Source organism: Streptomyces sp. H27-H5 (assembly GCF_026627505.1).
In the GTDB taxonomy this organism is placed as follows: Bacteria; Actinomycetota; Actinomycetes; order Streptomycetales; family Streptomycetaceae; genus Streptomyces.
Genome location: NZ_JAPNLK010000020.1, coordinates 21,690 through 48,181, shown reverse-complemented (window position 1 = coordinate 48,181; position 26,492 = coordinate 21,690). Strand labels below are relative to the sequence as shown.

Genomic DNA, 26,492 nt, shown 5'->3' with positions numbered 1-26,492 from the left:
CGGCGTGTTCCGACCGCACCACGCGAAGCACGGAAGACGGAGAGGGTGAGATGGCCGGACCACTGTGGCCCCGCACTCGGCGGGGATCGACCGATGAGGCACTGATCAAGTCGGTGTACGAGGAGCACGGCCACGCCCTGCTCGCGTACGCCACCCGGCTGACCGGGGACCGGGCGGCCGCCGAGGACGTGGTCCAGGAGACCCTGATACGGGCCTGGCGGCACTCCGAGGTCCTGGTCAACGGGAAGGGATCGGTGCGCGGCTGGCTGCTCACGGTGGCGCGCAACATCGTCACCGACCGGTTCCGGGCCAAGGCGGCGCGTCCGCCGGAGGTCTCCGGATCGGCGGCCGCTCCCCCGGTCGAGGCGGATCACGCGGATTCGGTCGTGAACGCGATGACCGTACTGGGAGCCCTCGACCAGCTGACTCCGGAACACCGGGACGTGCTGACGGAGTTGTACTACCGACAGCTCAGCGTCGCCGAGGCGGCCGATCGCCTCGGGATTCCGGCGGGAACGGTCAAATCACGCGCGCACTACGCCCTCAAGGCGCTGCGCGAAGCCTTCATGGACGGCACCAGGGACGGCAACAGGGACAGAAGATCGGGCAGGCCGCCCCAGCAGCCCGGCGGATTGCGGGAGGTGGTGGCATGAACCGGCAGCGGCACGAGGAGGAACTGCTCGGCCCCTATGTTCTCGGAGTCCTGGACGAACAGGACGTGCGACGCGTCGAGGAGCACATCGGCGACTGCGTGCAGTGCCGGGAGGAGGTGACCGCGTTGCGCGAGATGGAAGCCGCGCTCGGCGAGGTGCCCGAGGAGGCGTTCCTGGAGGGACCGCCCCAGGGCGGCGATCTGTTGCTGCAGCGCACGCTGCGGCAGGTGCGCAACGAGCGGGCCTCGGCGTCCCGGCGCCGTGTGGGACTGGCCGGGCTGGCCGCGGCCGCCTCGCTGGCCGCCGTGTTCTGGGCCGGGACCCAGTCGGGCCCGGGTCAGGTGCAGGCGGTGCCTCCGGTGCCGTCCCCGACCGTGTCGGCGACGCCGTCACCGCCGCCGCCCGGGACCCGGGTGGCTTCCGCGACGGATCGGCTCACGGGTGCGCGGATGACCGTACGGGTCACGCCGGCCCCCCAGTGGGTGCGGGTGCACGCGGCCGTGGCGGACATCCCGGCGGGTGAGCGGTGCCGGTTGATCGTGGTCTCCCGGAACGGCAAGCGGACCATCGCGGGCGGTTGGGTGGTGGGCTCGGCGGAGCACGGCGAGGGCAAGGGGGCCGCGTTGGACGGCTCGGCGGCCGTCGACCCGGCGGACGTGAAGGAGATCCTGGTCGAGAACGAGTCGGGCAAGGCCTACGTGTCGGTACCCGTGCCCGCGAAGGCGTAGCGGGGACGGGCGCGCGTGACGGAACCCGGGAGCATATCCAGCTCCCGGGCTCCTGCTTGCCACCCATTTGCGCACACCGGCGGCGTTTAAGGGCCGCGGATCATTTTGAGATCGACGTGTTCTGCCTTTGAACTACAGCGCCGCGGCAGAGGCGCCGAGGGGACTTGAACCCCCATCCGTCGATGATCGCCCGCGCCCGGTCGATCCGGTGTTCGGCGGCGAATACTGAGACTGGAGCGAGAATCTGAGATTCATGGGGCCGCCTCTACCGGCTTGGGCCACCCCCGCACGTGGTGCGGGGAGAGGGATTCGAACCCCCGACTGACACCCCGTGTTCAGCTTCGACATTCAGTTTCAGCTTGCGCTCTTCAGCGCACCCCCTCGCTCGCACGGGGGGCGTTTTCGAGGCTACCTGAAGAGGTAGCCGAACACCGCGTCGCCGACCCGTTGGTCCGTGACGTCGGCGCTGTTGGCCTCCTCGCGGGCGAACTTGACCGCCTGCTGGATCTTCTCGACCCGGTCGAGGAGCTCGTTCACGCGCCGCGCGGGAAGGGCTCCGGAGAACTTCACGGTGGTCCAGTAGCCGACCGGCACGTCCTCGTAGTACACCTCGACCTGCGCCGGGTGCTTCTCCGTGGCCTCGGCCTTCACGTGGTTGCGCGGGACCTTCTTCGTGCGGATGGTGCGCACCGGGTCCGTCTTCCAGGAGTCCGTCGAGGGGTCCAGGTTCCAGGATTCCGACGCGTCCAGCACGGGCAGTTTGCGCACGAAGGTGTGCAGGTCCGTGAGTTGCTTCTCCAGGAACAGCAGGTACGGGACGGGGACCTGGGGCAGCAGGACCTGGCCGTCGACGACGACGTCCGCCGCCGCGGTGCGGTTCGCCCAGTCCTTGGTCGCCGTCACGTCGAACAGTCGCGTGAGGGTACCGGCGGTCGCGCGCAGCACGTCCTCGGCCTTGAGCTGGACGCGGGTGGACTCCGGGGGCAGTTGCTCGCCCTCTTCGTCCTTGGGCTGGTACGTCCGCGAGATGCCGGCCATCAAGGCGGGCTTCTGGACGTCCTGGTGGGCTTGCGTCAGTTCCTGGAGCGACTTGGACTTGACGCCCTTTTCCACGGCGATTATCTGATTCAGCTTCGGCACGTGATCAACCTAGCAGCGGCCTCGTCGCGGGCGCACGCGTGTTTCCCCGCCCCCGTGCGGTCGGGGGCGGGGCGTCGGGGCGTGTCGGGGCGTCGGTCAGGCCAGGCGGACCGGGAGGTCGAAGAGGTCGTTCTGGGTGAGGATCGGCTTGTTGCGCAGTTCCCCGGCCGCGACTGCCAGGCTCAGGTCGGGGAAGCGGGCGTACAGGGCGGGGAGTGCCACCAGGGCCTCCAGCCGGGAGAGCGAGGCGCCGGGGCAGACGTGCGGCCCGTGGCCGAAGGAGATGTGCCGATTCGGGGTGCGGGTGATGTCGAACAGGCCTGCCGTGTCGCCGTGTTGGGCCTCGTCACGGCCGAGGGCGCCGAAGGAGACGATCAGGCCCTCGCCCTTGGGCAGGATCCGGTCGCCCACCTCGACGTCCTCGCTCGCGAAGCGGATCAGGACGTGCGAGGTGGGGGTGGACCAACGCAGGGTCTCCTCGATGACGTTCTCCCACGGCACCTCGCCCTTGAGGACGAGGGCGCGCTGCTCGGGGTGGGTCTCCAGGGCGACGACCGCATTGACGATCAGGCTGATCGTGGTCTCGTGGCCGGCGGCGACCATCAGCTGGAGGGTGTTGGTGATCTCCTCGTTGCTGAGGTGGTCGCCGTCCTGCGAGGCGGCGATCAGGGCGCTGGTGAGGTCGTCGCCGGGGTTCTCGCGCTTGGACTCGACGATGCGGGAGAAGAGCGCGCCGAGGTCCGCCATCATCTGGGGGACTTCCTCGGGCAGCGTCTGGGTGGAGAAGAACTTCTCGAACAGCGCCTTGAGGCGCGGGTGTTCGGCGGCCTCGACGCCCATCAGCTCGCTGATGACGTTCATCGGGAGCGGGTAGGCGAACTCCGCCTTCAGATCGACCGTCTCCCCCGCGGGCCGTGCGGCCAGCCGGTCGAGCATGCCCGTGGTGAGGGCCTCTATGCCGGTGCGGAGCTTCTCCACCCGGCGGACCGTGAGTGCCTGGGCGACCAGCGTGCGCAGCCGCCGGTGCTCGTCGCCGTCGACGGTGAGCATGGAACGGCCGGGGTTGGCGAGGCCGATCAGCGGCCAGTCCAGGGGGATCTCCCCGCGCTGCCAGGCCCCCCACACGTTGATGTCCTTGACCACTCTGGCGTCGGTGAGGAGTTTTCGGGCCTCGGCGTGGTGCGTGACCGCGTATACGCCGACACCGCCGGGCAGGACGACGCGTACGAGCGGGCCGGCGGCGCGCAGCGCGGCGCTCTCGGCGGCGAGGTCGGTGACGAAGGGGTCGAGCGTGATGGCGGCGGGGCCGGCGTGGTCGATCGGGCACGTCATCGGAGGGCTCCAAGGGCGGGGGTCGGTGTGTAGGTCACGGGGAGTGCGGACAGTCCGCGCAGCCAGGGCGACGGACGCCGGGCGAGATCGGTCGCGGGCACGGCGAGGTCCACGTCGGGGAGCCGGTCGAGGAGCACCTCGATGCCGGTCCGCGCGATGGCCTCGGCGACCTCCTGGGCCGGGAAGGGGCAGCGGTGTTCCCCGTGGCCGAAGGAGAAGAAGGCGTTGTTGCCGCCGGTGAGGGCGCCCGCGTCGGTGCGTACGTGCGGGTCGGAGTTGGCGGCGGCCAGGCCCAGCAGGAGCATGTCGCCCGCCGCGATGCGCCGGCCTCCGAGGTGGGTGTCCCTGGAGGCCCAGCGGCCGGCCACGTTCTGGGTGGGGGTGTCCTCCCAGAGGACCTCGTTCATGGCTTCGCCGACGCTGTGCCGGCCGCCCGTGAGGGAGGCGGCGAACCGGTCGTCGGTGAGCATCAGGCGCAGGGTGTTGCCGATCCAGTCGGCGGTGGGCTGGTGGCCGGCGGCCATCATCACCATCAGGTCCTGGGCGATCTCGTCCAGGGTGAAGCCGGCCTGGTTGGCGAGCATCCGGGAGGCCACGTCGGGGCCGGGCGCGGCGGACTTCGCGGCGAGCAGCGCGTACATGGACTCGCCCAGGTGGCGTTGGCCCTCCAGGGCGCCCTCCCGCCCGTTGATCATGTCGTTCATGGCGGTGACGAGGCCGGGGCCCTGCGCGTCGGAGAATCCGTAGATGCGGGCGAGGACGCGCAGGGGCAGCAGCATCGCGTACTCGCCGACGATGTCGCACGACCCCTTGCCGCAGAGCCGGTCGATCAGTTCGTCGGCGAACCGTTCGGCGTGGCCCTTGAGCTCGAAGGGGTCGACGGACTCCAGGGCGTCGGAGATCACGGCCGCGCGCTCGCGGTGGCGTTCGCCCACGGTGTAGAGGATGGAGGGCTGCTTGCGGCCGATCATCGGGAGCAGCGGCCAGTCGGCGGGGATGCGGTCCCACTGGTTCCACAGCTCGGAGTCCCGGGAGAAGAGCTGCGGGTCACTGGTGACCTGGTGCAGCTCGCGGTAGCCGAGGACCAGCCAGGCCGGTACGTCGCCGTCGAGCACGACCGGTGCCACGGAGCCGTGGTCGCGCCGCATCTCGCGGTACAGCTCGACGGGGTCGGTCTGGAACCGGGGCCCGCCGAGGTAGACGGGCTGCGGCTCGCGGGCGTCGGGGGTGGTCACGGGGCGGGCTCCGGGGTCTTGGCCATGACGGCCGTCTGAAGGTGTTGTACGAGGGAGATCAGGACGTGCTTGCTGGACTCGCGGGAGCGGGCGTCGCAGAACACGAGCGGCACCTCGTCCGGCAGGTCGAGGGCCTCTCTGATGTCCTCGGGGGTGTGGGCGGGGCCACCGAAGTCGTTGCAGGCCACCACGAAGGGCGTGCCGTGGTGTTCGAGTCGGTCGATGGCGTACCAGGAGTCCGCGAGCCGTCGGGTGTCGACGAGGACGACGGCGCCGAGGGTGCCGGAGAAGAGCCGGTCCCACAGGAACCAGAACCGCTCCTGGCCGGGGGCGCCGAACAGGTAGAGCACGTTGCGCGCGTCGAGGGTGATGCGGCCGAAGTCGAAGGCGACGGTGGTGGCCGTCTTGGCGGCGATGCCGGCGGTGTCGTCGACGGCCTCGCCGGCCTTGGTCATCGTCTCCTCGGTGTTCAGCGGACGGATCTCGCTGACCGAGCGGACCATCGTGGTCTTGCCGACGCCGAAACCGCCGACGATGACGATCTTCAGGCCGTTGTCGGCGGTGCTGTCGAGGGTCTGGCGAGGCTGTCGCGGTTCGGGGGACGCGTCAGAGATTGCGGAGTCCAACGAGCACCTGCTCCAGGATGTCGAGGTCGGGAAGGCGGTACGTCGACCGGGGGTGCCGGGCGCTGATCCGCCCGGTGCCCAGCAGGTCGGCGAGCAGGATCCGGACGATGGACACCGGAAGGCCCAGCTCGGCGGCGATCTCCACGACGGCCGTCGGGTACGGGCACATCCTCAGGATGGCCACGTGCTCCGACTGCATGCCGGGCACCGGGTCGCATTCGGCGACGATCAGGGTCACCAGGTCGAAGGCGTCCGAACCGGAGCGGCTGCGGCCACCGGTGAGGGTGTAGAGCCGGTCCGGGGAGTCGTCCCGGCCCGGCCTGCCGCGGCTCATCCCCGGGGCCTGGCGATCAGATGTTCGCTCAACTGCTCCACCAGCTCGGACATGTTGTGACCGACGAGTCCGGCATCCGCGTCCTCGGCGGCGACGAGCGCGAGGTGGGCGCCCTCGCCGGCCTCGACGATGAAGAGGATGCCGCCGTAGAACTCGGTCATGGCGGACCGGACGCCGCCGGTGCCGTCGCCGAACTCGATGGACGCGCCGTGCGAGAGGCTCTGGATGCCGGCGGAGATCGCGGCGAGCTGGTCGGCCTGGTCGACGGACAGCTCGGGGGTGCGGCACAGCTTCAGGCCGTCGCGGGAGAGCACGAGCGCGTGTCGGGCGCCCGGAGTGCGTTCCAGGAGACCTTCCAGGAGCCAGTTGAGCGTCTCGTCGGTGGTGGAGCCGGTCATTCCGTGTTGCCTTCCGGGTGCGGGGGGTTCTCTGCGGTCGACGGCGCCGCCGACGCGCCGCGTACGGCCTGTCGGAAGCTGCCGAAGCGGGCGGCCGACCGGGAGGCACCGGTGGGCGCCGCCTTGGCGGGGGCCGGAGGGGCCGCGGGGTCGGGCCCTTCGGGGTGGGCCGCGGCGAGCGTCCTGCCGCGTCGCCGTCGGGGCAGTGCGGTGTCACCGGGGCTCGGGGACTCCCCGGCGGGCGCGGGGTCGTGCGCGGCGTCGTGCGGATCGGCGGTGCGCGCGGCGACCGGGGTGACGCTGTCTCCGTCCGTACGGTCCTTCGCGCGCCCGACGTCCGTGGGCCCGGTGGCTTCGGCGTCGGCCGGGGGCCGGTCGTGCGCGTCGGGTTCGGTGGTGGACGTCGTGGTCGCGGCCGGTGTGGCGGGCGCGGTCTCGTTCCGGGTGCTGCTGATCAGGTCCTGGGGGAGCATCATCAGGGCGCCGGTGCCGCCGCGTGCGGAGGGCCGGAAGGACACCGTCAGGCCGTGCTTGCGGGCGAGGCGCCCGACGACGGCGAGGCCGAGGCGGGTTCCGGAGAGCCCGGCCAGGTCCAGCGACTCGGCGGTCACGGCCTGTTCGGCGCGGCGCAGCTGCACCTCGCTCATGACGAGACCGCTGTCCTCGACGGTGATGATGATCCCGGAGGGGACCTCTTCCACGTACACGTGGACCTCGGCGGTGGGCGGCGAGAAGTTCGCGGCGTTGTCGAGGAGTTCGGCGAGGGCGTGCATGACGCCCTCGGCGGCGTGTCCGGCGATGGCCGCGTCGCTGGTGGAGTGCAGGCGGACCCGTTGGTAGCCGCCGATCCGGCCCATGGCGCCGCGCAGGATCGACTCCATGACGATCGGCTTCGCCCAGCGGCGTCCGGAGCGCGCTCCGGTGAGGACGGCGATCGAGTCGGCGAGGCGACCGGCCTGCGCCGTGCGGTGGTCGAGGTGGAGGAGGTCGCCGAGGACGTCCTCGTCGGCGTGCCGGTGCTCCATGTCCCGCAGGTCGGCCAGCATGCCGGTGGCGAGGGCCTGCATGCGGCCGGCGGCGTTGGCGGCCGCGGCCATGGCCGCGGCCCGTCCGGACTCGGCGCGCCGAAGCTCGGCGCCGAGCTTCTCGCGGGAGACGAGTTGGGCGGCGGTGACGTTGTCGAGTTCGGCCGAGTGCGCGCTCGTCAGCCGTTCCAACTCCGCGGCGTGGGCCCGGTTGACGCGGCCGCGTTCGGCGGTGTGGGCGGCGGCGTCGCGGTTCGCGTCGGCGGTCAGCCGGGCGATGTGGCCGTCACGGGCGAGGACTTCGGCGTTGAGCCCGGAGAGCCGGGCGCGCAGGAGTCGCGCGGTGTGGCTGGACCAGGTCACCGCGAACGCCGAAACCGCCAGCAGGAGCACGCCGGTGACGGAGAACCAGGCGAGGGGGACCTGGACGGTGGTGGGGGCCGCGGCCACCGCCGCCGTGCAGAGCGTTCCCGACGCCGCCACGGTGACGAGGAGGGCGAGCAGGGAGGGGCGCAGGGGGGAAGGCGACGCCGTCATCAATCAAAGCCTCAAACCGGGGCGAAAATGGAAGAGAGGGTTCCTGTGGCAACTAGGCGTAACTATAGGAGAACTGTTGATCACTTTGGATAGCCCTTGACCACTATCACCCTGCGTAACAGGCGATAGATCCGCCTGTGTTGCGATTTCGCCCTGATTGTTCTCGGTCACGATTCGTCCCCTCGGGCAACGAGCCCCCGGGCGCCACGCCCCCGCACCGCCCCCGGCGATGCGCCGCCGCTCCCCTTCTCCTGCCACGGCGCCGGACCCTCCCGTACCGTCAGTGGACCGCGCGCCTGCGCACCGTGACGACTCGTTCCCGCATCGGATCCGAAGAATGGCACCCTGCGGGACGATCATCACATTGCGACCATGGCATCCTGTGACGTCACAACTCGCCGGGCGGGATCGGCGGCGGACGTCCGGGGAATATGGGGAAGGTCCATGAGGCTCTGCTTCCTGGTGGAGGAGCACTACCGCCACGACGGCATGCCGAACGAGGTGATCCGGCAACTGACGGCTTGGGGGCACCACGTGGACGTCCTGCGGCCGGGCGGCTCGCTGCTGCGCATGACGGACCTGGTGGAAGCGGGCGCCCATGACGCCTGGGTGCTCAAGACCGTGTCCGGCGGCCCCGGGCTGACCCTGCTCGAAGCCGCGGCGGCGGCGGGGATGACGACGGTCAACGACGCCCGGTCCATCCGGGGCGTGCGGGACAAGGCGCTCGCCGCGGCCATCGGGCGGGTACGGGGACTTCCGTTGCCCCCGACGTACGCCGTGGCACGGCCCGAACTGCTGGCGGAGATCCCGACCTCGGAGTACCCCCTGGTCGTCAAACCGGCCGACGGGAGTTCCGGACGGTCGGTGCACCTGCTGTCCGCCCCGGACGGGCTCGCGGCCCTGCTCCCCGAGCTGGCGGGCGAGGGCATGCTCATCGCCCAGCCGTACGTGCCGAATTCGGGTACGGACGTCAAGGTGTACTGCGTCGGCGGGGAGATGTTCGCCACCGAACGCTGCTCGCCCCTCCACCCGGACCGTGCGGTACACGAACGTCAGGTGCCGCTGTCGGCCGAGGTCGCGGCCATCGCCGCGCAGGTCGGCGCGGTCTACGGACTGGATCTGTACGGGCTGGACGTACTGCTGGGTCCCGAGGGGCCGGTGGTGGTCGACGTGAACGACTTCCCCAGTTTCCGTCAGGTCCCGGAGGCGGCGGCCCGGGTGGCGCGGGCGGTGCTCGACCTGGCGCGGGTGGGCGGTGTCCGGGTGGAGGAGCCCGCCGGACCCGGACCCTCCTGGCCGCAGCAGCGACCGTACGCGGCACCGGCGCCGCTGACGGCGACCATCGGGGCACAGGCCTCGGCGCGAGCGGGAGAAGGCGTATGAGGATCGGTCTGATCACACCGGACCCGGGGCACCCGCTGCTGGCGACGGCGGCGGAGCTGCTGGGCGGCGACCACGAGGTCCGCGTACTGGACCCGGCGGATCCCGGGGCGGCGGCCTGCGCGGCCGCCGACCGGGCCGACGTGTACCTGTTGAAGGCGCGGACCCCGAGGGCGCTGGAACTGGCGCGCGAACTGGAGCGGCAGGGCGCCCGGGTGGTGAACTCGGCCGATGCCACGGAACGCTGCCAGGACCGCACGGAGATGGCGGAGCTGGCCCGACGCGCCGGGCTGCCCTTCGCCACCACGCGGACCTTCGGCTCGCTGGGTCAGCTGGCCCTGCACTCCACCGGACCGGGACTGCCCGGCATGCCCTGGCCGGTGGTGGTCAAGAGCCGGCGAAGCCGCAAGGGCGACCTGGTGGCGCGGGTCGACGACGCGGCGCGGCTGCGGAAGCTGGCCGGCGGCTGGGGCCAGGAGCCGGTCGTGGTCCAGGCGTTCGCCCCCAACAACGGCTGGGACCACAAACTGTGGGCCATCGGCAACCGGGTCTTCACGGCGCTGCGCCGCTCCGAACTCGCGGACGAGGAAAGCGCCGCGGGGCACGCACCGGACGAACCGCTTCCGGAGTTGGCGGAGCTGACCCTGCGGGTCGGCGAGGTCTTCGGCCTGGACGTGTACGGGGTGGACGTCATCGACACCGGCGAGGGCGCCCCGCTGATCGTGGACGTCAACGCCTTCCCCGGCATCCGCGGCCAGGCGGGGGCTCCCGAGGCACTCGCCGCCCTGGCCGTGCGCAGGGCCCGCGGGAACGGCTGACGCACCGCGCTGCGGGGGCCTCGCACGCGGGGCCCGCGGGAACGCCGTGCGCGGGGCCGGACGGGGGACGGCGCCGTGTCCCGGCCGGAAACTCTCCGCGCCGGCCGGACGTCTGAACATCTGACGACGGATCATCGGGGGGACGGGACATGACGATCACACTGGCCGAGGAGATCATGCTGCTCTCTCTGGACGACGAGTCCGGGGCGGCGAAGCAGCGAGAGGCCGCCGGGTGGGCGGTCGCGGGCGGGATCCTGCTCGAACTGGTCATGGCAGGGCGGGTGTCGGTGACGGGCAAGGACCTGGAGCTGACCGACACGACCGCCACCGGGCAGCCGCTGCTCGACACCCGCCTCCAGCTGCTCGAAACGTGGATGCGCGGCAAGAGCAGACGCCGGGTGACGGACTGGCTGACCAAGGACCACGCCAAGGCGGTCGGAGCCACCCTGGAAAGCCTGCGCGATCGCGGTGTGGTCCTGGAGACCCGGCACAAGGTGCTGGGCGTGTTCCCGACCCGTCGCCACCCCGAGGCCGACGGCTCGGTGGAACGGGAACTGCGGGACCGGCTCGACGCGGTCGTCCTGGCCGGCGCGGAACCGGACGAGCGGACGGCGGGGCTGATCGCGCTGATCCATTCCGCGAAGCTGGGGCGCCTGGTCTTCCCCGACGCGCCCCGCAAGGAGACCGCCGCACGCCTGGCGGAGGTGGCCGACGGGCAGTGGGCCACCGAGCAGGTCCGCAAGGCCATCCGCGACATGCAGGCCGCGATGGCCGCGGTCACGGTCGTCACCATCGCGACGGTCACCTGAGGGTCGCCGTCGGAGGTTCCGCCGGGGCGGGTCGGTCCCCGGGGTCTCGTCGGGGCGGGGACTGGGTTCCGTGCAGGCGGGGCCGGGGTTCCGCGGGGACGGGGACTGGGTTCCGTGCAGGCGGGGCCGGGGTCTCGTCTCCCGACCGCCCTCTCGCCTATGACGGCAGGTGGAGTTGGGGTGGACGCGGGTACGGGCGGCCGTCTCGCCTCGACGCCCCCCGAACAGCGGGCGTAGATTCGCGGCAGCTCCGGGACTCCCCCGGGTGTGGTCGAGGTCGGGGAAGGGTGCCGCGTGAGGCGTGCGGGTGTGGGTACGGATGCGGATGCGGATGCGGACGAGTCGGCGACGCGACGGATCGTGTTGGCCACGGACGGCTTCGGCGCCGCCGAGGACGCGGAACTGCCCGTCCTGGTGGCCGCGTTGCGCGAGAGGGGTCTCGACGCCGTCGCGGTCGACTGGGCCGAGGAGGGGTACGACTGGGCCACACCGGACGTCGTCGTCATCCGCTCGACCTGGGACTACTCCGAGCGGCTGCCCGAGTTCCTCGCCTGGGTCGACGGCGTGGACGCGGTGACGGCACTGCACAGCCCGGCCGAGCTGGTGCGCTGGAACAGCGACAAGGTGTATCTGGCGGAACTCTCGGCCCGGGGCATCCCTACGGTCCCGACGCGGTTCGTCGCGCCCGGCGATCCCGTGACGCTGCCGCCGGACGGCGAGATCGTCGTCAAGCCGTCGGTGTCGGCCGGCTCCCGTGACACGGCCCGGTACACCCCGGCCCAGCGGGAGGCCGCCTCGGCCCACGTCCGGATGTTGCACGGGGCCGGGGCGACGGCGATGGTCCAGCCGTACATGGAGCGGATCGTGGAGGGGGAACGGGCGCTGGTGTTCCTGGGCGGCGAGTTCAGTCACGCGGTCCGCAAGGGCCCCGTGCTCACGGACACCGGCCGCATCGACAACACCCGTGTGGCGCACCCCGACCTGACCGGGCACACGCCCTCGGAGGCCGAACTCGCCCTGGCCGGCGCGGCGCTCGCCGCGGTGGCCGCCCGGACGGCCGGCCCCTTGGCCTACGCGCGCGTGGACCTCGCGCCGGCCGACGACGGCACCCCCGTCCTGATGGAACTGGAGTTGATCGAGCCCAACCTGTTCCTGACGATGGCCCCGGGCGGCGTGGAACGGTTCGTGGAGGTCGTCCACGGGCTGTGAGCCTCGGGAGTGAGTGACGGGGCCCCGGGGCGGGGCTCACGGCTCGATACCTCCGGGCGTGGGGCCGGAGCCTCGGTGGCAGAGCCCGGCCAGCAGTTCCAGTTCCGCCGCGAGCTCCCCCGGATCGCGGGGGCTGATGTGCGGAGCGGCCAGGGACCGGACGCGGAAACGGTTCTCCGGGGCCAGCTCGTCCGCCTCCTCGATCATGAGGTCCTGAAGCTCCGGCGGGATGGTCCGGTCCTCGGTGAACCGGAGGTAGGTGCCCGGGATCCGACCCCACGCCCCGGGCAGGCCCCGGGTGTCGGCGGCGCCGACATGCGCCGACTCGTCGGGCTCCAGGATGTTGAGCAGGGTACGGACCTCGTCGTCCGAGCGGTCGGCGGCCATCCCCTCCCGGACTACGCGCAGGAACTCCGGTTCGCCGGAGCGCCAGTTGACCCGGTTGGCCCGGTTGGCCACGGTGTTCAGCGTGAGTCCGCCCACGCTCTGACCGACGAGCACCACCGGACCGAGCCGGTGGGCCCGCCGTACCACGTCGGCCACGTGGTCGGTGAAGTCGGCCGATGCCACCTTGGCCGTCGTCGAGGGTTCGGTAGGCAGCGCCTCGGGGTCCCGCGCTCCGCGTGTGACCGCCGGCGAGGGAGTCCGGACGGGCGAACCGGCGCCCGCGGGACCGGGACCCCGGTGGGGCTTGTGGCCGGCGGAAACGTGTCGCTAGAGTCGTGATGACACGTGTAACTGAACCACTCGCCCCGGTGACCGCCGCGCGCATTGCGGACATGCATCACCACGCCTGGCCTCGCACCGAACCCGCCGGCCCTCCGGGCCGCGCCGCACAGGAAGGGCCGCAATGACGCCATCTCCTCCCGCCGCCTCCGCGCCCGTCGCCTTCGACCCGGCCGACACGACCTGGCCCCCTCCGCCCTACCGGTCCCCCGAGCCCCCGGTGACGGACGAACACGGGGTCCGCCACCACGACGGGATCACCTACGCCACCACCCCCGGCTACCGGCCCCGACTGCTGGACGTCCGGGTACCGGCGGGCGAGGGGCCCTTCCCCGTGGTCGTCTGGATCCACGGCGGCGGATGGTTGGACGGCGACCGGCGCTACCCGCCGCCGACCGTTCCGGCCGCGCTGCTGCACGGTGCGGTCCTGGGGGCCGGACTGGCCCTCGTCTCCATCGACTACCGGCACAGCCTCGAAGCCCCCTTCCCGGCGCAGCTGCACGACGTGAAGGCCGCGATCCGCTACGTCCGCGCGTACGCCGGTGTCCTCGGTCTCGACGCCGACCGGATCGCCGCCTGGGGCGAGTCGGCGGGTGGACACCTGGCCGCGCTCGCGGGCCTGGTCGGCCCCGACAGCGCGGACGGAGCGGCGCTGGAGGGCGCGCACGGCGTGGGCTCCGGGGACACCGGTGTGCGGGCCGTGGTCGACTGGTACGGGGTCTCCGACCTGATCTCCCTCTCCGAGCACCCGATGCCGGCGATGCCGCCCGGTGTCGAGATCCCCGACCCGTACGAGGCTCTCCTGGGTGCGGGCGTGGCCGCGCGACCGGAACTGGCGAAGGCCGCCAGCCCGGTGACGCACGCGGCGGTGGCCTCGAACCCGCCGCCGTTCCTGCTCGTCCACGGCCGCCTGGACGGACTGGTCCCGTTCAGCCAGAGCGAGTTGCTCGCCGCCGCCCTGGAGAGCGCGGGCGGCGAGGTCGTCCTGCGGCCGGTGGAGGGCGCCGACCACATCTTCCTCGGCTCCCCCGACGTCCCGCGGATCGTCGCGGAGAGCGTCGCGTTCCTGTCCCACCACCTCCGCCCCGAGGCCTGACGAGCCCGCAGAGCCCAGGGACGGGGCCCCGCTTTGACCTTGGGTCCATCGCAGCGGGCGGAACGCGAAGCCGCCGGGGCGGGGGGCCCGGGTGGCCCAGGGCGGGGGCGGCCTGGGGGGGCGGCCTGGGGGGGGGCAGCCTGGGCGGCGGCCCGGGCACGGGTCCCGCCGGCCGCAGGCCCAGGGCGGGGTCCCGGGTGGCTGCGGGCACACCCGCCCACCCGACAGCCCGTACACGGAACCCGTACACGCCGGGGCCGCCGGGGGGGGCGGCCCCGGGCGCGTACGGGGTTCCGTCACGCCTGCGGAGATCCTGGGGCGGGCGAGACCGCCCCGGCACTCCCCCGGCACAGAGCCGTCGCGCGGCATCATCGTGTTCTTCGTGGCAGCGGGCGCCACTTCGGCGGCACCGGTGACCGGCACGAGGCAGACCGGGACCACCCACACGCTCACGGCCGAGTGGCCCGCGTACCGTGCACGGGGGACCTCGGGACAAAGCGGCCGAGGTCGCCTCCGAGACCCTCGACGAACGCACCGCATCCGCCCACCCGCAGCGTCGTGCGGCAGGGACGGAGTCTGTGCCGCACGGTGGCGTGAGCACGCTCTGCGCAGCGGGCGCGACACTCGCCCGGCGGCCGGGACAGGGGGTAAGCCAGACCCACCGCCACCCGGATCGGCTTCCAATTCCGCCAGTACAGCGCGCGTTGACTTCCACTCGGAACGAACACCGCGTCGAAGACACCTCCCGCCGGGCGTGCCGACCGAGGTCCTACCGAACCGGGATCAGGCTCACCAGGAGTTCCGGCACGCGGCACACGGCCGGTTCGGCCACGGCCGGTACGTGGACCGCCAGTACGTCGACCACCCGCACGTCGACCACCCGCACGTTCACCACGCGCACGTTCACCATGCGCACGTTCACCGCCGGCACGTCAACTGCCGTCACGCGTAACGGCCATACGTCGACTGACGCTCCGTCGACCGCCCGCACCTGGGCAGAGCGCCCTTCAGGAGGTCTCGCGGTGGATCAGGATCGGCTCCGCCTCGGGCATCGGCGACGTCGTACCCGTCTCGATCAGTTCGTGGACGGCGTCCGCGATGCGTGCGGCCGGTACGAGGTCCAGGCGGACCGTGGTGAGCGCGGGGCGTTGGAGCGCGGAGAGGACCAGGTCGTCGGAACCCACCATCGCGACGTCGTCCGGCACCACCAGGCCCTCGGCCCGGAACGCGTGCAGGAGCAGTGCGGCGTACTCGTCGTTGTAGGCGAAGACGGCGTCGAGGTCGAGGCTCGCCCAGCGCCGGGCGAGATCGGAGGCGGACTCGCGGGTGTAGGCCAGTTCCACCGGGGTCACGGTCGCCGCGGACCGCGCGGCGACCGATCGGGCTCCGGCGAGCCGGGGCGCGGCGAGGGCGTCCAGTCCGCGTTCGCGGGGCATGACGACACCGATCCTGCGCCGGCCGCGTGCGATGAGGTGCTCGGTCGCGGTGACGCCGATGCGGGCATGGTCGAAGCCGATGGTGTGGACGCCCGGTACGGGGTGGGAGGCGAACGCGAGCAGCCCCCGGACCCCGGCTCGGCGCAGCAACTCGGCGGCCTGCGGGGTGAACCGGTCGCCGTCGAGGGCGACGACGGCGACCGGGCGCAGCTCGGCCCAGGCCCGGGCCGCGTCGACGGGATCGCCGAAGCGGCCCGCGTGGAGGACGGTGGTGTAGCCGTGACGGTCGAGCTCGCTGTGCAGTTCGTCGACCCAGTCGCTGACGAGGCGGCCGATCGCGGAGATCGACGCCGGCATGAGGACGAGGTTGCTGCGACCGGCCCGCAGCGAGCGGGCGGCGGCGTGGGGTACGTAACCGAGCTGCCGGGCGGCGTCGAGGACCCGGGCGCGGGTGGCGTCACTGACGCGGTGGCCCCGGGTGTCGTTGAGGACGAAGGAGACCGTGGCACGGGACACGCCGGCGAGCCGGGCGACGTCGGCACTGGTGATCGATGCGGGGGCGGGAGTGTCCTTCACCATGACGTGCTCCCTCGACGCTCCCGTGGAGCGAATGATCGAACCCTGCCTGGTATGCCTGCTTGGCCTGGTGAAGGTTACACGCGTCAGGTAGCCGGAGAGCGGGTTCGCGGGCCGGTCGGACGTGACGGTCAAGGGCACTGACCCCTCGGGGTGGTTACACGTGCCCGCCCGCGGGTTTCCGGTTGGGTCACGATCCGCGCGAGGGCGCGTCCGCACCCCTGGCGGGAGCCCTCGATGGGTGCTACACAGTGTCCCAGCACGTTAGTTGACACGTGTAAGCAACCTGTCGTTCACCACCGGCGTCGCCTCTCGACGCTCGGCACCCCTCCCCGCCCCTCCCTTCCCCTCTCTTTCCTTTCGCCCTCCCTCGAAGGAGCCTTCCGTGCGACGCCATCACGTCATGCCCTTGGCCGCCCTGCTGCTGTGTGCGCCGACCCTGGCCGGTACGGCGCCTGCGGCCGCCGCGCCGCAGGCCCGACCGGCAGCCGCCCCCACGCCCGCCGCCCCGTTGCGGATCCTGCTCACCAATGACGACGGCTACGACGTCCCCGGCATCCGCAAGGCGTTCGAGCGACTGACCGCCGCCGGGCACGACGTGACCATCGTGGCTCCGCTCACCAACCAGAGCGGCACGGGAACCAAGATGGCGAGCGCACCGTCGATCGCGGTGCGGCACCCCGCGCCCAAGGTGTGGGCGGTGGACGGCACTCCCGGTGACTCGGTGGCCTTCGGCCTGTCCGAGGTCTTCGAGGGGCGCGCCCCCGATCTGGTGGTGTCGGGCACCAACTTCGGTCCCAACGTGGCCGGTCTGGCCACCCACTCCGGCACGGTGGGCGGCGCGGTCGCGGCGCTCGAGTCCGGTGTGCCGGCCATCGTCCTGAGCACGGGCGGTGTCACGGCGCCCGATCCGGTGACCACGGTCAACGCGATGGGCCCGACGGTGGATTTCGCGGTCAAGTTGATCGACCGGCTGCGCGCCCGGGCGCCCCGGTCCGGTCCGCTCCTGCCCGCGGGCGTCGGGCTGAACGTCAACCATCCGATCGTCGGCGCCGACGGCAAGGGCACCGCGGCCGGGGTCTCGTCGACCTTCCAGGACCCGCAGACCCTGCTGCGGCCCGACTTCACCGACGCCGGCGACGGCACTTGGACGACGAGCGTCAAGGTGGACCTGAGACCCGCCGCCCGGGGCGGTGACGTGGAGGCCGTCAGCGCGGGCAGGATCGCCGTCAGTCCGATGAGCGCCGACTGGAACACCGGGCCCGTGGACTTCGTCCGGACCGCGGCCCTGATCGCCGGACTGCGCCCGTAACCGCTGTTCAGAACGCAGAACGCAGAACTCAGCACGCAGCACGCAGCAGGCAGGACGCAGCACGACGGTCGAGCGCCGGCCGCCGGCCGAGCGGGTCGAGCGCCGTTCGGGGCGTGGGACACCGTCACGTCCCACGCCCCGCCCCGGTCAGTCCGCCAGGGGGGCCGTGGTGGCCGACGGGTGGCGGCGGCGTCGGGACCGGCGTACGGACAGCAGGGTCACGGCCGTACCCGCCACGACCATCAGGGCTCCCGCCACCGTCAGCAGCCAGACGGGCACGCCGCCCGCGGTGAGGAGTTCGTCCCGGTACACGACGGGGCGGAACGGGGTGTCCTTCGCGGTGGCACGCAGTTCGTGGTCCCCGTCGATGCGGCTCGGGTCCGGGAACCTCTGATCGATCGCGGTCAGGAACACCGGCGCGGCGCTGCCGGTGAACTCGGCCAGGGAACCTTCCGGCGTGACGGTCCCGGCGAAGGTGATCTCCGGGTCGGCCCCGCCGATCGGGGACGCGGGTTCCATGCGGTGGTCGGCGAGTACGTACAGGCCCAGTGCCTGGGCGGACTTGGCGAGTCGGGACAGTCGCATCGGGTAGACGAGTCGGTCGCTGGCGAAGCTGATCCGCAGCGGGTCGAGCTCCCCGCCCAGCGTCGCGCCCTGTTCGCGGGGGGCGAGGCGGACGGCGACGTACTCCCACTTCTGGTCGACGTACGGCTTCAGTTCCGCGGCGAGCCGGTCCGGCAGTTTGAAGTCGTTGCTCTCCAGCCAGTCGCCCAGGGCGTTCGGGTCGGTGGCGGTCAGTCGGGCGACGTCGAAGTCGCCGAGTCGCTCACGGCCGACGACACCGACAGACGGGGCGCCGGCGCCGGGCTGTGCGGCGCCGACTCCGTCGAGGCTGCCCGAGGAGAAGGGCCAGTCGCGGTCGCGTGGCCAGAAGTAGGTGCGGGTCTTGCGCTCGGGGCGGGTCAGCCGGCCGAGTTCGGGGATCAGGTCCGGGTCGCCGAGTTCGACGCCCGCCCGCGAGGGCACGGGCATGATCCAGGCGGCGCGTTTGGCGTCACCGCCGACCGTGAACCGCATCACGATCTGTTCGGTGCGGCCGTCCCAACGCACGACCGAGGTCTCCCGGGCCACCCCGATCCGGGAGAACCCGTCGGGGACCATCGCCCCGCAACCGCAGGCGTAGGCGGGGTTGACGAGGCCCCCGAGTTGCGTCGCGAGCAGGGCGAACAGGACGGCCAGGACTCTTCGTCTCTTCGTTGCGTTCCACACGCGGTCTGGGACGAGCGGTCGCGGGATCCGGTTCCGGACACCGGTCCGCCGCCGCCCACCGCCCGGTCGTTCGCCCGGTCGCCGACCGTGGGCACCGGCCCCAGGGCACCGGACTCCGGGCCCCGGGCACCGGAGTGACCGAAAGTGGCCTGTCGACCCCGTTCCGTGGGGCCGGCCGGCCGTCGCGGGGGCCGCCGGGACACGGTAGGTCAACGTTCGTGCCGCCAGCCGTATGGGCCCTGGTCGGGGGTGGTCCGCGGCTCCCATACTGGCCCCATGAAACGGACGGACAATCCCCGGCGCAGCCCCCTGGTGCCGGATGCCGTGGAGACGGAGATCGAACGGCACGACTGGGAGGCCATCGAATGCGGATGCGGGCATTCCGCAGGGCATCTCGTGCCCACGCTCTGGGACGCCGCCGAAGGGCACCCGGCCGCGTTCCACGCGCTGGCCGGTCATGCCTTCACCTGGTCGAAGCTCCAGGCGCCGGCCCCGGCGGCCTGCGGCGTACTGATGGCGATCTGGGCGGCCGGGCCGCCCCGCCAGGCGACCCGCGAGGCGCTGTTGCGCACGCTGCTGGCCCTGCTGGGCACGGAGGACGACGGCTCCTCGCACGAGGCCGGGTTGTACGGGCAGTGCGCGGCCTTCGTGCGCCGGTCCCTGCCCGAGCTGCGCCGGGAGGCGGCCGGTGGCCCGGACTCGGTGACGGCCGCGTACGCGGAGGGGGTCATCGAGATCCTGACCCTCTGCGCGTGATGACGGCGGGCCTGCGCGTGATGATGCCGGGCCGGCGCGTGACGATGAGGACAGGTCCGAGCCCTCGCCCGCGCCGCACTCGACCCAACACGGCCATCGCACCCGACATACCCATCACACCCGTCACACCGCTCTTACCGTGACGCCCTCCCTGGTCAGCGCCTCGATCGCGGCTTCCGGGGCGGAGGCGTCGGTGACCACCGCGTGCAGGCTCGCGGTGGGGGCGACGAAGGCGAGCGCCGTGCGCGTCAGCTTGGCCGCCTCCGCGACCGCGATGACCCGGCGCGACGAGGCGATGGCGGCGCGTTTGACCGCGGCGTCGGCCAGGTCGTAGGCGGTCAGGCCGTCCGTCGGGACCAGGCCGCAGCAGCCGATGACGGCGGTGTCGAAGCGCAGGGCGGCCAGCGAGGCCTCGGCGAGGGGGCCGGTCAGGGCCAGCTCGCCCGGGCGCGGCTGTCCGCCGGGCAGCAGGAGCGTCAGGTGGGGTGCCCCGGTCAGCGCGTTGGCCGCGTGCAGGGACAGGGGCATGACGGTGATCCGTCGTTCCTTCAGCGCGCGGGCCACTTCCAGGCAGGTGGTGCCGCTGTCGACGACCACCGATTCCCCGTCCGCGATCAGGGAGGCCACTTCTGCGGCGATCCTCCGTTTGACGTCCTCGCCTTCCTGGGCGCGCAGGGCGAACGGGGGCTCCTCGCCGCGCAGCAGCAGGCTGCGGGCGCCGCCGCGGAAGCGTTCCAGCACTCCCTGGTCGGCCAGTGCCTCCAGGTCGCGGCGGATGGTCATCTCCGAGGCGCCGGTGAGTTCGGCGAGTTCCGCGACGCTCAGTTGCTCGCGGTCGCGCACGGCCTCGGTGATCCGCTTCAGTCGATCTGTGCTCGATGTACTCGCCATGCCCTCATTGAACATTTCTCTTGTTCGAAACTCAAGCTGGTGAACACTGATTCTGTTCTCTATGGTGCTTTCCATGAGCAGATCGTTGCGCGCCGCGCGCCTCGCCACCTTTTCCTTCTTCGCGCTCAACGGATTCCTCATGGGCATGTGGATCGTGCACATTCCCGCCGTGGAGCACCGCACCGGCATCAGCCACGCCGTCCTGGGCTCGCTGCTCCTGCTGCTGGGCGGAGGGGCGTTCCTGGGCATGCAGATCGCCGGGCCGCTCACGGACCGGCTCGGGAGCCGTCGCACGGTTCCGGCCGGGGCGGTCCTGTGCAGCGCCGCCCTGGTGTTGCCGGCGGTGGCCGGTGATGTCCTGTCCCTGGGCGTGGCCCTGTTCGTGTTGGGCTTCGGCAACGGCTGTCTCGACGTCGCCATGAACACCCATGCCGTGCAGGTGGAACGGGCCTACGGGCGGCCGGTGATGTCGGCCTTCCACGCGGTGTTCTCCCTGGGCGGGGTGCTCGCCGCGCTCACAGGGGCGCTGACGCTCGGGCTCGGCTGGAGCACGACCCCGACGCTGACGACGGTCGCCGTGCTCGGGCTCGTCCTCACCGTGCCGGCCTCCACGGCGCTGCTGCCTCCCGCCGAGCACGCGAAGGAGCGTGGCGAGGCCGCGTCGGGGGTGAAAGGGCGTACGCCCGCGCGGATCTGGGCCCTGGCCGCTCTCGCCTTCGCGCTGATGCTCTGCGAGGGCGTCGCGAACGACTGGAGCGCGCTGCACCTGCGGGACGTCCTCGACGCGCCCGCCGCGACGGCCGCCCTGGCGTACGGGGCCTACTCCACCGCGATGACCGCCGGACGCCTGGTCACCGACCGGGTGGTGGCCCGGACCGGTCCGGTGTTCGTCGTGCGGTACGGGGCCGTGCTGGCGGCCCTGGGGCTGACGGCGGCCGCGCTCGGCGGCTCCGTCCCGGTCGCGCTGGCCGGCTGGACGGCGTTCGGCCTGGGACTGTCCGGCTGCGTCCCGCAGTTCTTCAGCGCCGCCGGGCACGAGGACCGGGGCGGCTCGGGGACCAATGTGTCCCGGGTCGCCGGCCTGGGGTACCTCGGCATGCTGGCGGGGCCGGCCGTGATCGGCCCGCTCACCCACCTGGTGCCGCTCAATCTGGCGCTGCTGCTGCCCGTCGCGCTCTGCCTCGTCGCGGCGGGCGCGGCCGGGGTGCTGCGGACCCGGACGCCGGCCTCCGAGGGATCGCGCCCGCGGCCGGCGTCGGAGCCGGCCGCGTGAGAACCCTCCGCGCCGTGTGACGTCCGGCCCGGCCCCTGCGGTATCCGGTCAGGCCGGGAGACGCGCGGCCAGGCAGGCGCGCAGGACGTCCGGGGTGACCTCCTCCAGCGTCCGGGCGAAGCGGCGCGCCGACGAGGCGGGCACCGGCAGCAGGGAGGGCACCACCAGGACCGCGCAGCCGGCGGCTTCCGCCGAGGCCGCGCCGTCCGGGGAGTCCTCCACCGCCACGCACGCCTGCGGTACGAGGCCCAGCCGTTCGGCGGCGGCCCGGTAGGGGTCCGGGTGGGGCTTCGTCCGCGCGGTGTCGTCGGCGGACAGCGTGAGGGCGAAGGGGACGTGGGCGAGGGTGCCGCCGAGCACCGAGTCGACCACCACCCGCGGTGAGGCACTGACCAGGGCGAAGGGCACTCCTTCGGTGGTGAGGGCGGTCAGCAGCCGTTGGGCGCCGGGCCGCATCGGCGCCCCGGCGCGCACCCGTCGGAGGAAGTCCTCGGTGAGCGCGGCGCCCACCCGGGCGTGGTCTCCCCCGCCCGTGACCCGTACGAGGTGGGCGACGGTGTCGTCCACCGCCCGGCCGACGACCTCGGGCGCGTCCGCGTCGGTCAGGGTGTGGCCCATCGCCGCGGCGGTCTCCTCGGTGGTCCGCCACCACAGCACCTCGGTGTCGACGAGGGTGCCGTCCATGTCGAACAGGACCGCCGCGAGCCCGCTCACGAGGCCCTCGCCACGACGAGGACGGGCCGTTCGGTCAGGCCGACGGTCGCCCGTGCGCCGGGCGGCAGTTCCCCGGCGTCCCGCGACGGGAGGTCGGCCTTGACGCTCGCCCCGCCGGGCAGTTCGAGGTGGAGTCGGGTGACGGATCCGAAGAAGGAGGCGGAGACGACGGTGGCCGTGCCCGCGGTGTCGGCGGTCGCGGTGACGTTCTCCGGGCGGACCAGCACCTCCACGTCCCTGTCGGTCGGGACCGGGCCGTCCACGGGCAGCCGCGAGCCCGCCACGTCCACCAGCCCGGAGTCGGTGAGCCGGCCCGGGAGCCGGTTCATGGTGCCGACGAACTCGGCGACGAAGGGCGTCGCCGGCCGCTCGTACAGCTCGGCGGGGGCGGCGCACTGCTCCAGCCGCCCGGCGTTCAGCACGGCGACGCGGTCGGCCATCGACAGGGCCTCCTCCTGGTCGTGCGTGACGAACACGGTGGTGATGCCGAGGGACAGTTGGAGTCGGCGGATCTCGTCGCGCAGGTTCGAGCGCACCTTGGCGTCGAGTGCGGAGAGCGGTTCGTCAAGGAGCAGGACGCGCGGGCGCAGGGCGAGGGCGCGGGCCAGTGCGACGCGTTGCTGCTGGCCGCCGGACATCTGGTGCGGGTAGCGGTCGCCGTGGTCGGGCAGGCCGACGAGGTCGAGGAGTTCGGCGGCCCGTTCGCGGCGCCGTGCCGCGTCCACCTTGCGCACGCGCAGGCCGAAGGCCACGTTGTCGCGGGCGTTGAGGTTCGGGAAGAGGCTGTACGACTGGAAGACCATCCCGGCGTCGCGGCGGTTGGCCGGGACGCCGGTGATGTCCTGTCCGTCGACGAGGACCTCGCCGGCGTCGGGCTGTTCGAAGCCGGCGACGACGCGCAGCGCGGTGGTCTTTCCGCAGCCCGACGGTCCGAGCAGCGCGACGAGTTCGCCCGGTTCGATGGTGAGGTCGAGACCGTCCAGGGCCACGGTGGAGCCGAACGTCCGGCGCAGGCCGCGGAATTCGACGCGCGCCCCCGCGGGGGCGGGATCCGCCGGCTTCCGGATCGCGGGAAGGGTGGTGGACATGGGGGTCAGGACTCCTTGCGGGAGGTGGGGGCGACGCCGGTCGCGGCGGTCGGGGTGGTCCCGGCCCGCGAGAGGACGAGCAGCAGCAGCCAGGTGATCAGGAGGCTCAGGATGGAGACGGCCACCGACATCCGGGCCTGGGCGCCGGAGATGGAGACGATCCACACCGCGAAGGGACGGAATCCCAGGAGCGAGGCGATGGTGAACTCGCCGAGGACCAGGGCCAGGGTGAGGAAGGCGGCTCCGGCGAGCGAGGCCCGCAGGTTGGGCAGCAGGACGCGCAGGACGACGTACGGCCAGCTCGCGCCGCAGCTGCGGGCCGCCTCGACCAGGGTGGGCACGTCCACGGCGCGCAGGCCGGCGTCGAGGGAGCGGTAGACGAACGGCAGCGCCAGCACGGTGTAGGCGAGGACCAGGACGACGGGGAACCGCTCGTCCTGGACCGCGAGGAAGGTCTGGTAGAGCGGGGTCCGCGAGAGGTGTTCGGGTCCCCAGCGCAGCACGGTGGTGATGCCGGTGACCAGCGCGATGGGCGGCACCACCAGGGGCAGCATGCACATGACCTCGACGACGGGGCGCAGCCTGGGCGAGCCGATGCGCACGCCGATCAGCGCGGGCACCGCGAGGAGCAGCGACAGCGCGATGGTGGCGGCGGCGAGACCCAGGGAGAGCAGCAGGCTCTCGGTGAAGCCGTCGGCGGCGAGGAGCTCGGTGTAGGCGGCGAAGGTGATGCCTTGGCCCGGCACGTGCACGGTGAACACGAAGGAGGCGACGAGCGGTACGAGGAAGTAGGCGCCCGCCAGGAGGAGTACGGCGCCGCGCCACACCCGGGGGCGTGGCCGGGACGTGCGCGGGCTCCGGGCCGGCGCGCCGGCCGGCTTCCCCGCGGCGGCGGCCTCCAGGGCCTCGACGGTGTTCCGGGTGGGCGTCGGGGTCATCGCAGCCATCGGGCGCTCCGTCGCTGGAGGGGCAGGTAGACCGCCATGACCAGGCCGGCGATCAGGATCATGTCGAGGCCGAGGGCGAGTGCCACGTTCTCCTGGCCGGTGAGGACGTTCCCGGCCAGCGCGTCCGCGATCTTCAGCGTGACCAGGGGCACGGAGCCTCCGACGAGTGCGGCGGCCGTGGCGTGCGCGGCGAAGGCGGTGCCGAAGAGCAGCACGAACCCGCCGAGCAGCGAGGGCGCGAGGACCGGCAGTCCGACGTGGCGCCAGAACTGTCGGCCGGTGGCCCCGCTGTTCTCGGCGGCCTCGCGCCATTGCGGGCGCAGTCCGTCGAGTGCGGGCGCGATGACCAGGACCATCAGCGGGGTGAGGAAGTACAGGTACACCACGGAGAGGCCGGTGAAGGAGTACAGGTTCCAGCCGAGGCCGCCGAGGTCGGCGAGTTGGGTGACGACTCCGGAGATGCCGGCGGTGGCGATGAACGCGAACGCCAGCGGGACGCCGCCGAAGTTGGCCAGCACGCCCGACGCGGTGAGGGTGGCGCTGCGCAGGGCGGTCGACCGGGAGGTGACCACGGCCTGGGCGATCAGTACGCCGAGCACGCCGCCGAGCAGCGCGGTCAGGGCGGAGAGCCGGACACTGCCGACGAGCGAGTCGAGGTAGGGGCCCTGGAGCGAGCGCGCGAGGTGCTCGCCGGTCAGGGCGGTGGTGCCGCGGGCCGGGTCGGTGGTGGTGACGGCTCCGAAGGCGATGGCGCCGAGCGGGATGCCGAAGCACAGCCCGGTGAAGACGAGCAGGGGCAGGGTGGCGAGCCAGGTGCGCGGCACCCGCCGCCGGCGGCGGGTGCCGCCGGCGGTCCCCTGGTGGGGGGTGGTGGAGGTGGCTGACATCAGGAGAGGGCCTTGTCCCACTTCTCGGCGAGGGTGGCCTTGGCCTTGTCGAGCTCGGCGGAGGCCGGGAAGGACGGGGTGCCCTGGACCTTGGGCAGCTTCTCGACGGCAGCCTTGTCGGCGCTGCCGTCCTGCGTCATGACGGGCAGCAGGACGGGCCGGGCGTAGCCCTTGAGCCAGAGGTTCTGGCCCTCGGCGCTGTACAGGAACTCCATCCACAGGCGGGCGGCCGCCGGGTTGGGGGCGTCCTTGTTGACGGCCTGCGAGTAGTACTGGGCGTAGACGCCGTCGGTGGGGACGGCGACCTTCCAGTCGACGCCCTTGCCCTTGAACTGGTCGGCGTAGCCGGCGTTCAGGTAGTCCCAGTCGATGGAGATGGGCGTCTCGCCCTTCTCGACGGTGGCCGGGGTGGACTCGACGGGGATGAAGTTTCCGTTCTTCTTCAGCTGCCCGAAGAAGTCGATGCCGGGCTGGATGTCCCCGAAGGAGCCCTTGTTGGCGAGGGCCGCCGCGTAGACGCCGCCGAAGGCGGAACCGGACTTGGTCGGGTTGCCGTTGAGGGCGACCTTGCCCTTGTACTCGGGCTTCAGGAGGTCCGCGAAGGTCTTCGGGCAGTTCGGGACGCGGGCGGCGTCGCAGCCGATGGAGATGTAGCCGCCGTAGTCGTTGTACCAGCGGCCGTCGGCGTCCTTCTGACCGGCGGGGATGTTGTCCCAGGCGGTGACCTTGTACGGGGCGAAGAGGTTCTCGCCGGCTCCGCTGCGCGCGAAGGCGATGCCGAGGTCGAGGACGTCGGGGGCGCGCATTTGGCCCTTGCGGGACTTGACGGCGGCGATCTCGTCGGCGCTGGCGGCGTCCGGGTTCTCGCTGTTGATCTGGATCTTGGGGTACTTCGCCTGGAAGGCCTTGAGGATCTCGCCGTAGTTCGCCCAGTCGGCGGGGAGCGCGATCACATTGAGCCGGCCCTCCTTCTCGGCCGCGGCGACGAGGCCCTTCAGGTCGCCGAAGTCGGCCAGGGAGGCCGCGGCACCCGGCTGTACGCCCTTCTTGGCGTCACCGGTCGAACCGGCGTTCTGCTGGTCGGGGGCGGCGCCACACGCGCTGAGCGTGGTGAGGACGGCGACGCCGAGCAGTACGGCCGCACCACGACGGGCGGAGGAACTGAGCACGGTCTCTCCCGGAGACGAAGGGGGGGTTTCTTGTCCGACCACTTGTCCGACCACTTGTCTGAACAAGTTGGCTCCAGTTCGCCCGGGCCCGCTGTACGGACGGTGAACGGCGGCTGGACCGCGGAGCA

The 26,492-nt window shown here is 72.5% G+C and carries 27 protein-coding genes; 10 read left to right on the top strand and 17 right to left on the bottom strand.

Annotation, left to right across the window (positions count from 1 at the left end; genetic code table 11):
- Window positions 1–50 precede the first annotated feature (50 nt).
- Together OTB19_RS12815 and OTB19_RS12810 are read left to right on the top strand one after the other, a co-directional pair.
- Window positions 51–653 (top strand): sigma-70 family RNA polymerase sigma factor, encoded by a 603-nt coding sequence (locus OTB19_RS12815; RefSeq protein WP_053680675.1) that lies wholly within the window; start codon window positions 51–53, stop codon window positions 651–653.
- Window positions 650–1,381, top strand: coding sequence for an anti-sigma factor family protein (locus OTB19_RS12810; protein WP_267798232.1), 732 nt, complete (start codon window positions 650–652; stop codon window positions 1,379–1,381). The genes OTB19_RS12815 and OTB19_RS12810 overlap by 4 nt, the downstream gene beginning before the upstream one ends.
- A 408-nt stretch (window positions 1,382–1,789) precedes the next feature.
- Here the strand turns inward: OTB19_RS12810 and OTB19_RS12805 are convergent, their stop codons facing one another.
- The 7 genes from OTB19_RS12805 to OTB19_RS12775 all read right to left on the bottom strand — a co-directional run bounded on the left by OTB19_RS12805 (window position 1,790) and on the right by OTB19_RS12775 (window position 8,008).
- Window positions 1,790–2,521, bottom strand: a complete 732-nt coding sequence (locus OTB19_RS12805; RefSeq protein ID WP_267798230.1) for a hypothetical protein — start codon at window positions 2,519–2,521, stop codon at window positions 1,790–1,792.
- Between the two features lie 96 nt (window positions 2,522–2,617).
- Complete coding sequence (locus OTB19_RS12800) at window positions 2,618–3,853, bottom strand: cytochrome P450 family protein (protein ID WP_267798228.1); 1,236 nt, start codon at window positions 3,851–3,853, stop codon at window positions 2,618–2,620.
- Window positions 3,850–5,088 (bottom strand): cytochrome P450, encoded by a 1,239-nt coding sequence (locus OTB19_RS12795; protein WP_267798226.1) that lies wholly within the window; start codon window positions 5,086–5,088, stop codon window positions 3,850–3,852. The genes OTB19_RS12800 and OTB19_RS12795 overlap by 4 nt, the downstream gene beginning before the upstream one ends.
- Window positions 5,085–5,714, bottom strand: a complete 630-nt coding sequence (locus tag OTB19_RS12790; RefSeq protein WP_267798224.1) for a GTP-binding protein — start codon at window positions 5,712–5,714, stop codon at window positions 5,085–5,087. The genes OTB19_RS12795 and OTB19_RS12790 overlap by 4 nt, the downstream gene beginning before the upstream one ends.
- A complete protein-coding gene (locus tag OTB19_RS12785) occupies window positions 5,695–6,048 on the bottom strand; it encodes a DUF742 domain-containing protein (RefSeq protein ID WP_267798223.1) in 354 nt (117 codons plus the stop codon). The genes OTB19_RS12790 and OTB19_RS12785 overlap by 20 nt, the downstream gene beginning before the upstream one ends.
- Window positions 6,045–6,446, bottom strand: coding sequence for a roadblock/LC7 domain-containing protein (locus OTB19_RS12780; protein ID WP_053680690.1), 402 nt, complete (start codon window positions 6,444–6,446; stop codon window positions 6,045–6,047). The genes OTB19_RS12785 and OTB19_RS12780 overlap by 4 nt, the downstream gene beginning before the upstream one ends.
- Window positions 6,443–8,008, bottom strand: coding sequence for a sensor histidine kinase (locus OTB19_RS12775; RefSeq protein ID WP_267798221.1), 1,566 nt, complete (start codon window positions 8,006–8,008; stop codon window positions 6,443–6,445). Before OTB19_RS12775 ends, OTB19_RS12780 begins: the two co-directional genes overlap by 4 nt.
- A 444-nt stretch (window positions 8,009–8,452) precedes the next feature.
- Here OTB19_RS12775 and OTB19_RS12770 point away from each other — a divergent pair, with 444 nt between their 5' ends.
- The 4 genes from OTB19_RS12770 to OTB19_RS12755 all read left to right on the top strand — a co-directional run bounded on the left by OTB19_RS12770 (window position 8,453) and on the right by OTB19_RS12755 (window position 12,224).
- Window positions 8,453–9,391: an ATP-grasp domain-containing protein gene (locus tag OTB19_RS12770; RefSeq protein WP_267798219.1), complete on the top strand. Its 939-nt coding sequence runs from the start codon at window positions 8,453–8,455 to the stop codon at window positions 9,389–9,391.
- Entirely contained in the window at window positions 9,388–10,206 is an 819-nt protein-coding gene (locus OTB19_RS12765) for an ATP-grasp domain-containing protein (RefSeq protein ID WP_267798218.1), read from the top strand. The genes OTB19_RS12770 and OTB19_RS12765 overlap by 4 nt, the downstream gene beginning before the upstream one ends.
- Window positions 10,207–10,355: 149 nt before the next feature.
- Window positions 10,356–11,015, top strand: a complete 660-nt coding sequence (locus tag OTB19_RS12760; RefSeq protein ID WP_267798217.1) for a GOLPH3/VPS74 family protein — start codon at window positions 10,356–10,358, stop codon at window positions 11,013–11,015.
- A gap of 309 nt (window positions 11,016–11,324) precedes the next feature.
- Entirely contained in the window at window positions 11,325–12,224 is a 900-nt protein-coding gene (locus tag OTB19_RS12755) for an ATP-grasp domain-containing protein (protein ID WP_267798215.1), read from the top strand.
- Window positions 12,225–12,260: 36 nt separating this feature from the next.
- Here the strand turns inward: OTB19_RS12755 and OTB19_RS12750 are convergent, their stop codons facing one another.
- The gene (locus tag OTB19_RS12750; RefSeq protein ID WP_267798214.1) at window positions 12,261–12,794 is read right to left on the bottom strand and encodes a hypothetical protein; all 534 of its coding nucleotides are present in this window, start codon (window positions 12,792–12,794) and stop codon (window positions 12,261–12,263) included.
- Between the two features lie 280 nt (window positions 12,795–13,074).
- Between OTB19_RS12750 and OTB19_RS12745 the strand changes: the two genes are divergently transcribed.
- Entirely contained in the window at window positions 13,075–14,046 is a 972-nt protein-coding gene (locus tag OTB19_RS12745; protein ID WP_267798212.1) for an alpha/beta hydrolase, read from the top strand.
- Between the two features lie 769 nt (window positions 14,047–14,815).
- Here OTB19_RS12745 and OTB19_RS12740 read toward each other — a convergent pair.
- On the bottom strand, window positions 14,816–14,992 hold the full coding sequence (locus tag OTB19_RS12740) for a hypothetical protein (RefSeq protein ID WP_267798210.1): 177 nt from the start codon (window positions 14,990–14,992) through the stop codon (window positions 14,816–14,818).
- 61 nt (window positions 14,993–15,053) lie between these two features.
- Window positions 15,054–16,061, bottom strand: coding sequence for a LacI family DNA-binding transcriptional regulator (locus OTB19_RS12735; protein WP_267798209.1), 1,008 nt, complete (start codon window positions 16,059–16,061; stop codon window positions 15,054–15,056).
- A gap of 382 nt (window positions 16,062–16,443) precedes the next feature.
- Here OTB19_RS12735 and surE point away from each other — a divergent pair, with 382 nt between their 5' ends.
- Window positions 16,444–17,370: a 5'/3'-nucleotidase SurE gene (gene surE / locus OTB19_RS12730; protein ID WP_267798208.1), complete on the top strand. Its 927-nt coding sequence runs from the start codon at window positions 16,444–16,446 to the stop codon at window positions 17,368–17,370.
- A 147-nt stretch (window positions 17,371–17,517) separates the two neighbouring features.
- Here surE and OTB19_RS12725 read toward each other — a convergent pair whose 3' ends face one another.
- Window positions 17,518–18,639: a DUF2330 domain-containing protein gene (locus OTB19_RS12725; RefSeq protein ID WP_267798206.1), complete on the bottom strand. Its 1,122-nt coding sequence runs from the start codon at window positions 18,637–18,639 to the stop codon at window positions 17,518–17,520.
- 276 nt (window positions 18,640–18,915) lie between these two features.
- Between OTB19_RS12725 and OTB19_RS12720 the strand changes: the two genes are divergently transcribed.
- Entirely contained in the window at window positions 18,916–19,395 is a 480-nt protein-coding gene (locus OTB19_RS12720) for a hypothetical protein (RefSeq protein ID WP_267798205.1), read from the top strand.
- Between the two features lie 123 nt (window positions 19,396–19,518).
- Here the strand turns inward: OTB19_RS12720 and OTB19_RS12715 are convergent, their stop codons facing one another.
- Window positions 19,519–20,286, bottom strand: coding sequence for a DeoR/GlpR family DNA-binding transcription regulator (locus tag OTB19_RS12715; RefSeq protein WP_267798204.1), 768 nt, complete (start codon window positions 20,284–20,286; stop codon window positions 19,519–19,521).
- A 73-nt stretch (window positions 20,287–20,359) separates the two neighbouring features.
- On the opposite strand from OTB19_RS12715, the gene OTB19_RS12710 reads away from it, so the two are divergent.
- Window positions 20,360–21,559, top strand: coding sequence for an MFS transporter (locus OTB19_RS12710; protein WP_267798202.1), 1,200 nt, complete (start codon window positions 20,360–20,362; stop codon window positions 21,557–21,559).
- Between the two features lie 48 nt (window positions 21,560–21,607).
- Here OTB19_RS12710 and OTB19_RS12705 read toward each other — a convergent pair whose 3' ends face one another.
- From OTB19_RS12705 to OTB19_RS12685, 5 genes are read right to left on the bottom strand one after another with little or no spacing between them, the layout of a single operon-like run.
- The gene (locus OTB19_RS12705) at window positions 21,608–22,243 is read right to left on the bottom strand and encodes an HAD family hydrolase (protein WP_420716832.1); all 636 of its coding nucleotides are present in this window, start codon (window positions 22,241–22,243) and stop codon (window positions 21,608–21,610) included.
- Window positions 22,244–22,269: 26 nt separating this feature from the next.
- Window positions 22,270–23,361: an ABC transporter ATP-binding protein gene (locus OTB19_RS12700; protein WP_267798198.1), complete on the bottom strand. Its 1,092-nt coding sequence runs from the start codon at window positions 23,359–23,361 to the stop codon at window positions 22,270–22,272.
- A gap of 5 nt (window positions 23,362–23,366) precedes the next feature.
- The gene (locus OTB19_RS12695; RefSeq protein ID WP_267798197.1) at window positions 23,367–24,308 is read right to left on the bottom strand and encodes an ABC transporter permease; all 942 of its coding nucleotides are present in this window, start codon (window positions 24,306–24,308) and stop codon (window positions 23,367–23,369) included.
- Window positions 24,296–25,195 (bottom strand): ABC transporter permease, encoded by a 900-nt coding sequence (locus OTB19_RS12690; RefSeq protein ID WP_267798196.1) that lies wholly within the window; start codon window positions 25,193–25,195, stop codon window positions 24,296–24,298. Before OTB19_RS12690 ends, OTB19_RS12695 begins: the two co-directional genes overlap by 13 nt.
- On the bottom strand, window positions 25,195–26,364 hold the full coding sequence (locus OTB19_RS12685; protein ID WP_420716831.1) for an ABC transporter substrate-binding protein: 1,170 nt from the start codon (window positions 26,362–26,364) through the stop codon (window positions 25,195–25,197). Before OTB19_RS12685 ends, OTB19_RS12690 begins: the two co-directional genes overlap by 1 nt.
- Window positions 26,365–26,492 lie beyond the last annotated feature (128 nt).

What these genes read in the sequence shown, in the direction of transcription:
- OTB19_RS12745 (WP_267798212.1), top strand. Translation starts at nt 13,075, where the DNA reads ATGACGCCATCTCCTCCCGCCGCCTCCGCGCCCGTCGCCTTCGACCCG.
- OTB19_RS12690 (WP_267798196.1), bottom strand. Translation starts at nt 25,195, where the DNA reads ATGTCAGCCACCTCCACCACCCCCCACCAGGGGACCGCCGGCGGCACC.
- OTB19_RS12785 (WP_267798223.1), bottom strand. Translation starts at nt 6,048, where the DNA reads ATGAGCCGCGGCAGGCCGGGCCGGGACGACTCCCCGGACCGGCTCTAC.
- OTB19_RS12800 (WP_267798228.1), bottom strand. Translation starts at nt 3,853, where the DNA reads ATGACGTGCCCGATCGACCACGCCGGCCCCGCCGCCATCACGCTCGAC.
- OTB19_RS12765 (WP_267798218.1), top strand. Translation starts at nt 9,388, where the DNA reads ATGAGGATCGGTCTGATCACACCGGACCCGGGGCACCCGCTGCTGGCG.
- OTB19_RS12780 (WP_053680690.1), bottom strand. Translation starts at nt 6,446, where the DNA reads ATGACCGGCTCCACCACCGACGAGACGCTCAACTGGCTCCTGGAAGGT.
- OTB19_RS12735 (WP_267798209.1), bottom strand. Translation starts at nt 16,061, where the DNA reads ATGGTGAAGGACACTCCCGCCCCCGCATCGATCACCAGTGCCGACGTC.
- OTB19_RS12770 (WP_267798219.1), top strand. Translation starts at nt 8,453, where the DNA reads ATGAGGCTCTGCTTCCTGGTGGAGGAGCACTACCGCCACGACGGCATG.
- OTB19_RS12815 (WP_053680675.1), top strand. Translation starts at nt 51, where the DNA reads ATGGCCGGACCACTGTGGCCCCGCACTCGGCGGGGATCGACCGATGAG.
- OTB19_RS12775 (WP_267798221.1), bottom strand. Translation starts at nt 8,008, where the DNA reads ATGACGGCGTCGCCTTCCCCCCTGCGCCCCTCCCTGCTCGCCCTCCTC.
- OTB19_RS12720 (WP_267798205.1), top strand. Translation starts at nt 18,916, where the DNA reads ATGAAACGGACGGACAATCCCCGGCGCAGCCCCCTGGTGCCGGATGCC.
- OTB19_RS12705 (WP_420716832.1), bottom strand. Translation starts at nt 22,243, where the DNA reads ATGGACGGCACCCTCGTCGACACCGAGGTGCTGTGGTGGCGGACCACC.
- OTB19_RS12715 (WP_267798204.1), bottom strand. Translation starts at nt 20,286, where the DNA reads ATGGCGAGTACATCGAGCACAGATCGACTGAAGCGGATCACCGAGGCC.
- OTB19_RS12695 (WP_267798197.1), bottom strand. Translation starts at nt 24,308, where the DNA reads ATGGCTGCGATGACCCCGACGCCCACCCGGAACACCGTCGAGGCCCTG.
- OTB19_RS12810 (WP_267798232.1), top strand. Translation starts at nt 650, where the DNA reads ATGAACCGGCAGCGGCACGAGGAGGAACTGCTCGGCCCCTATGTTCTC.
- OTB19_RS12700 (WP_267798198.1), bottom strand. Translation starts at nt 23,361, where the DNA reads ATGTCCACCACCCTTCCCGCGATCCGGAAGCCGGCGGATCCCGCCCCC.
- OTB19_RS12760 (WP_267798217.1), top strand. Translation starts at nt 10,356, where the DNA reads ATGACGATCACACTGGCCGAGGAGATCATGCTGCTCTCTCTGGACGAC.
- OTB19_RS12710 (WP_267798202.1), top strand. Translation starts at nt 20,360, where the DNA reads ATGAGCAGATCGTTGCGCGCCGCGCGCCTCGCCACCTTTTCCTTCTTC.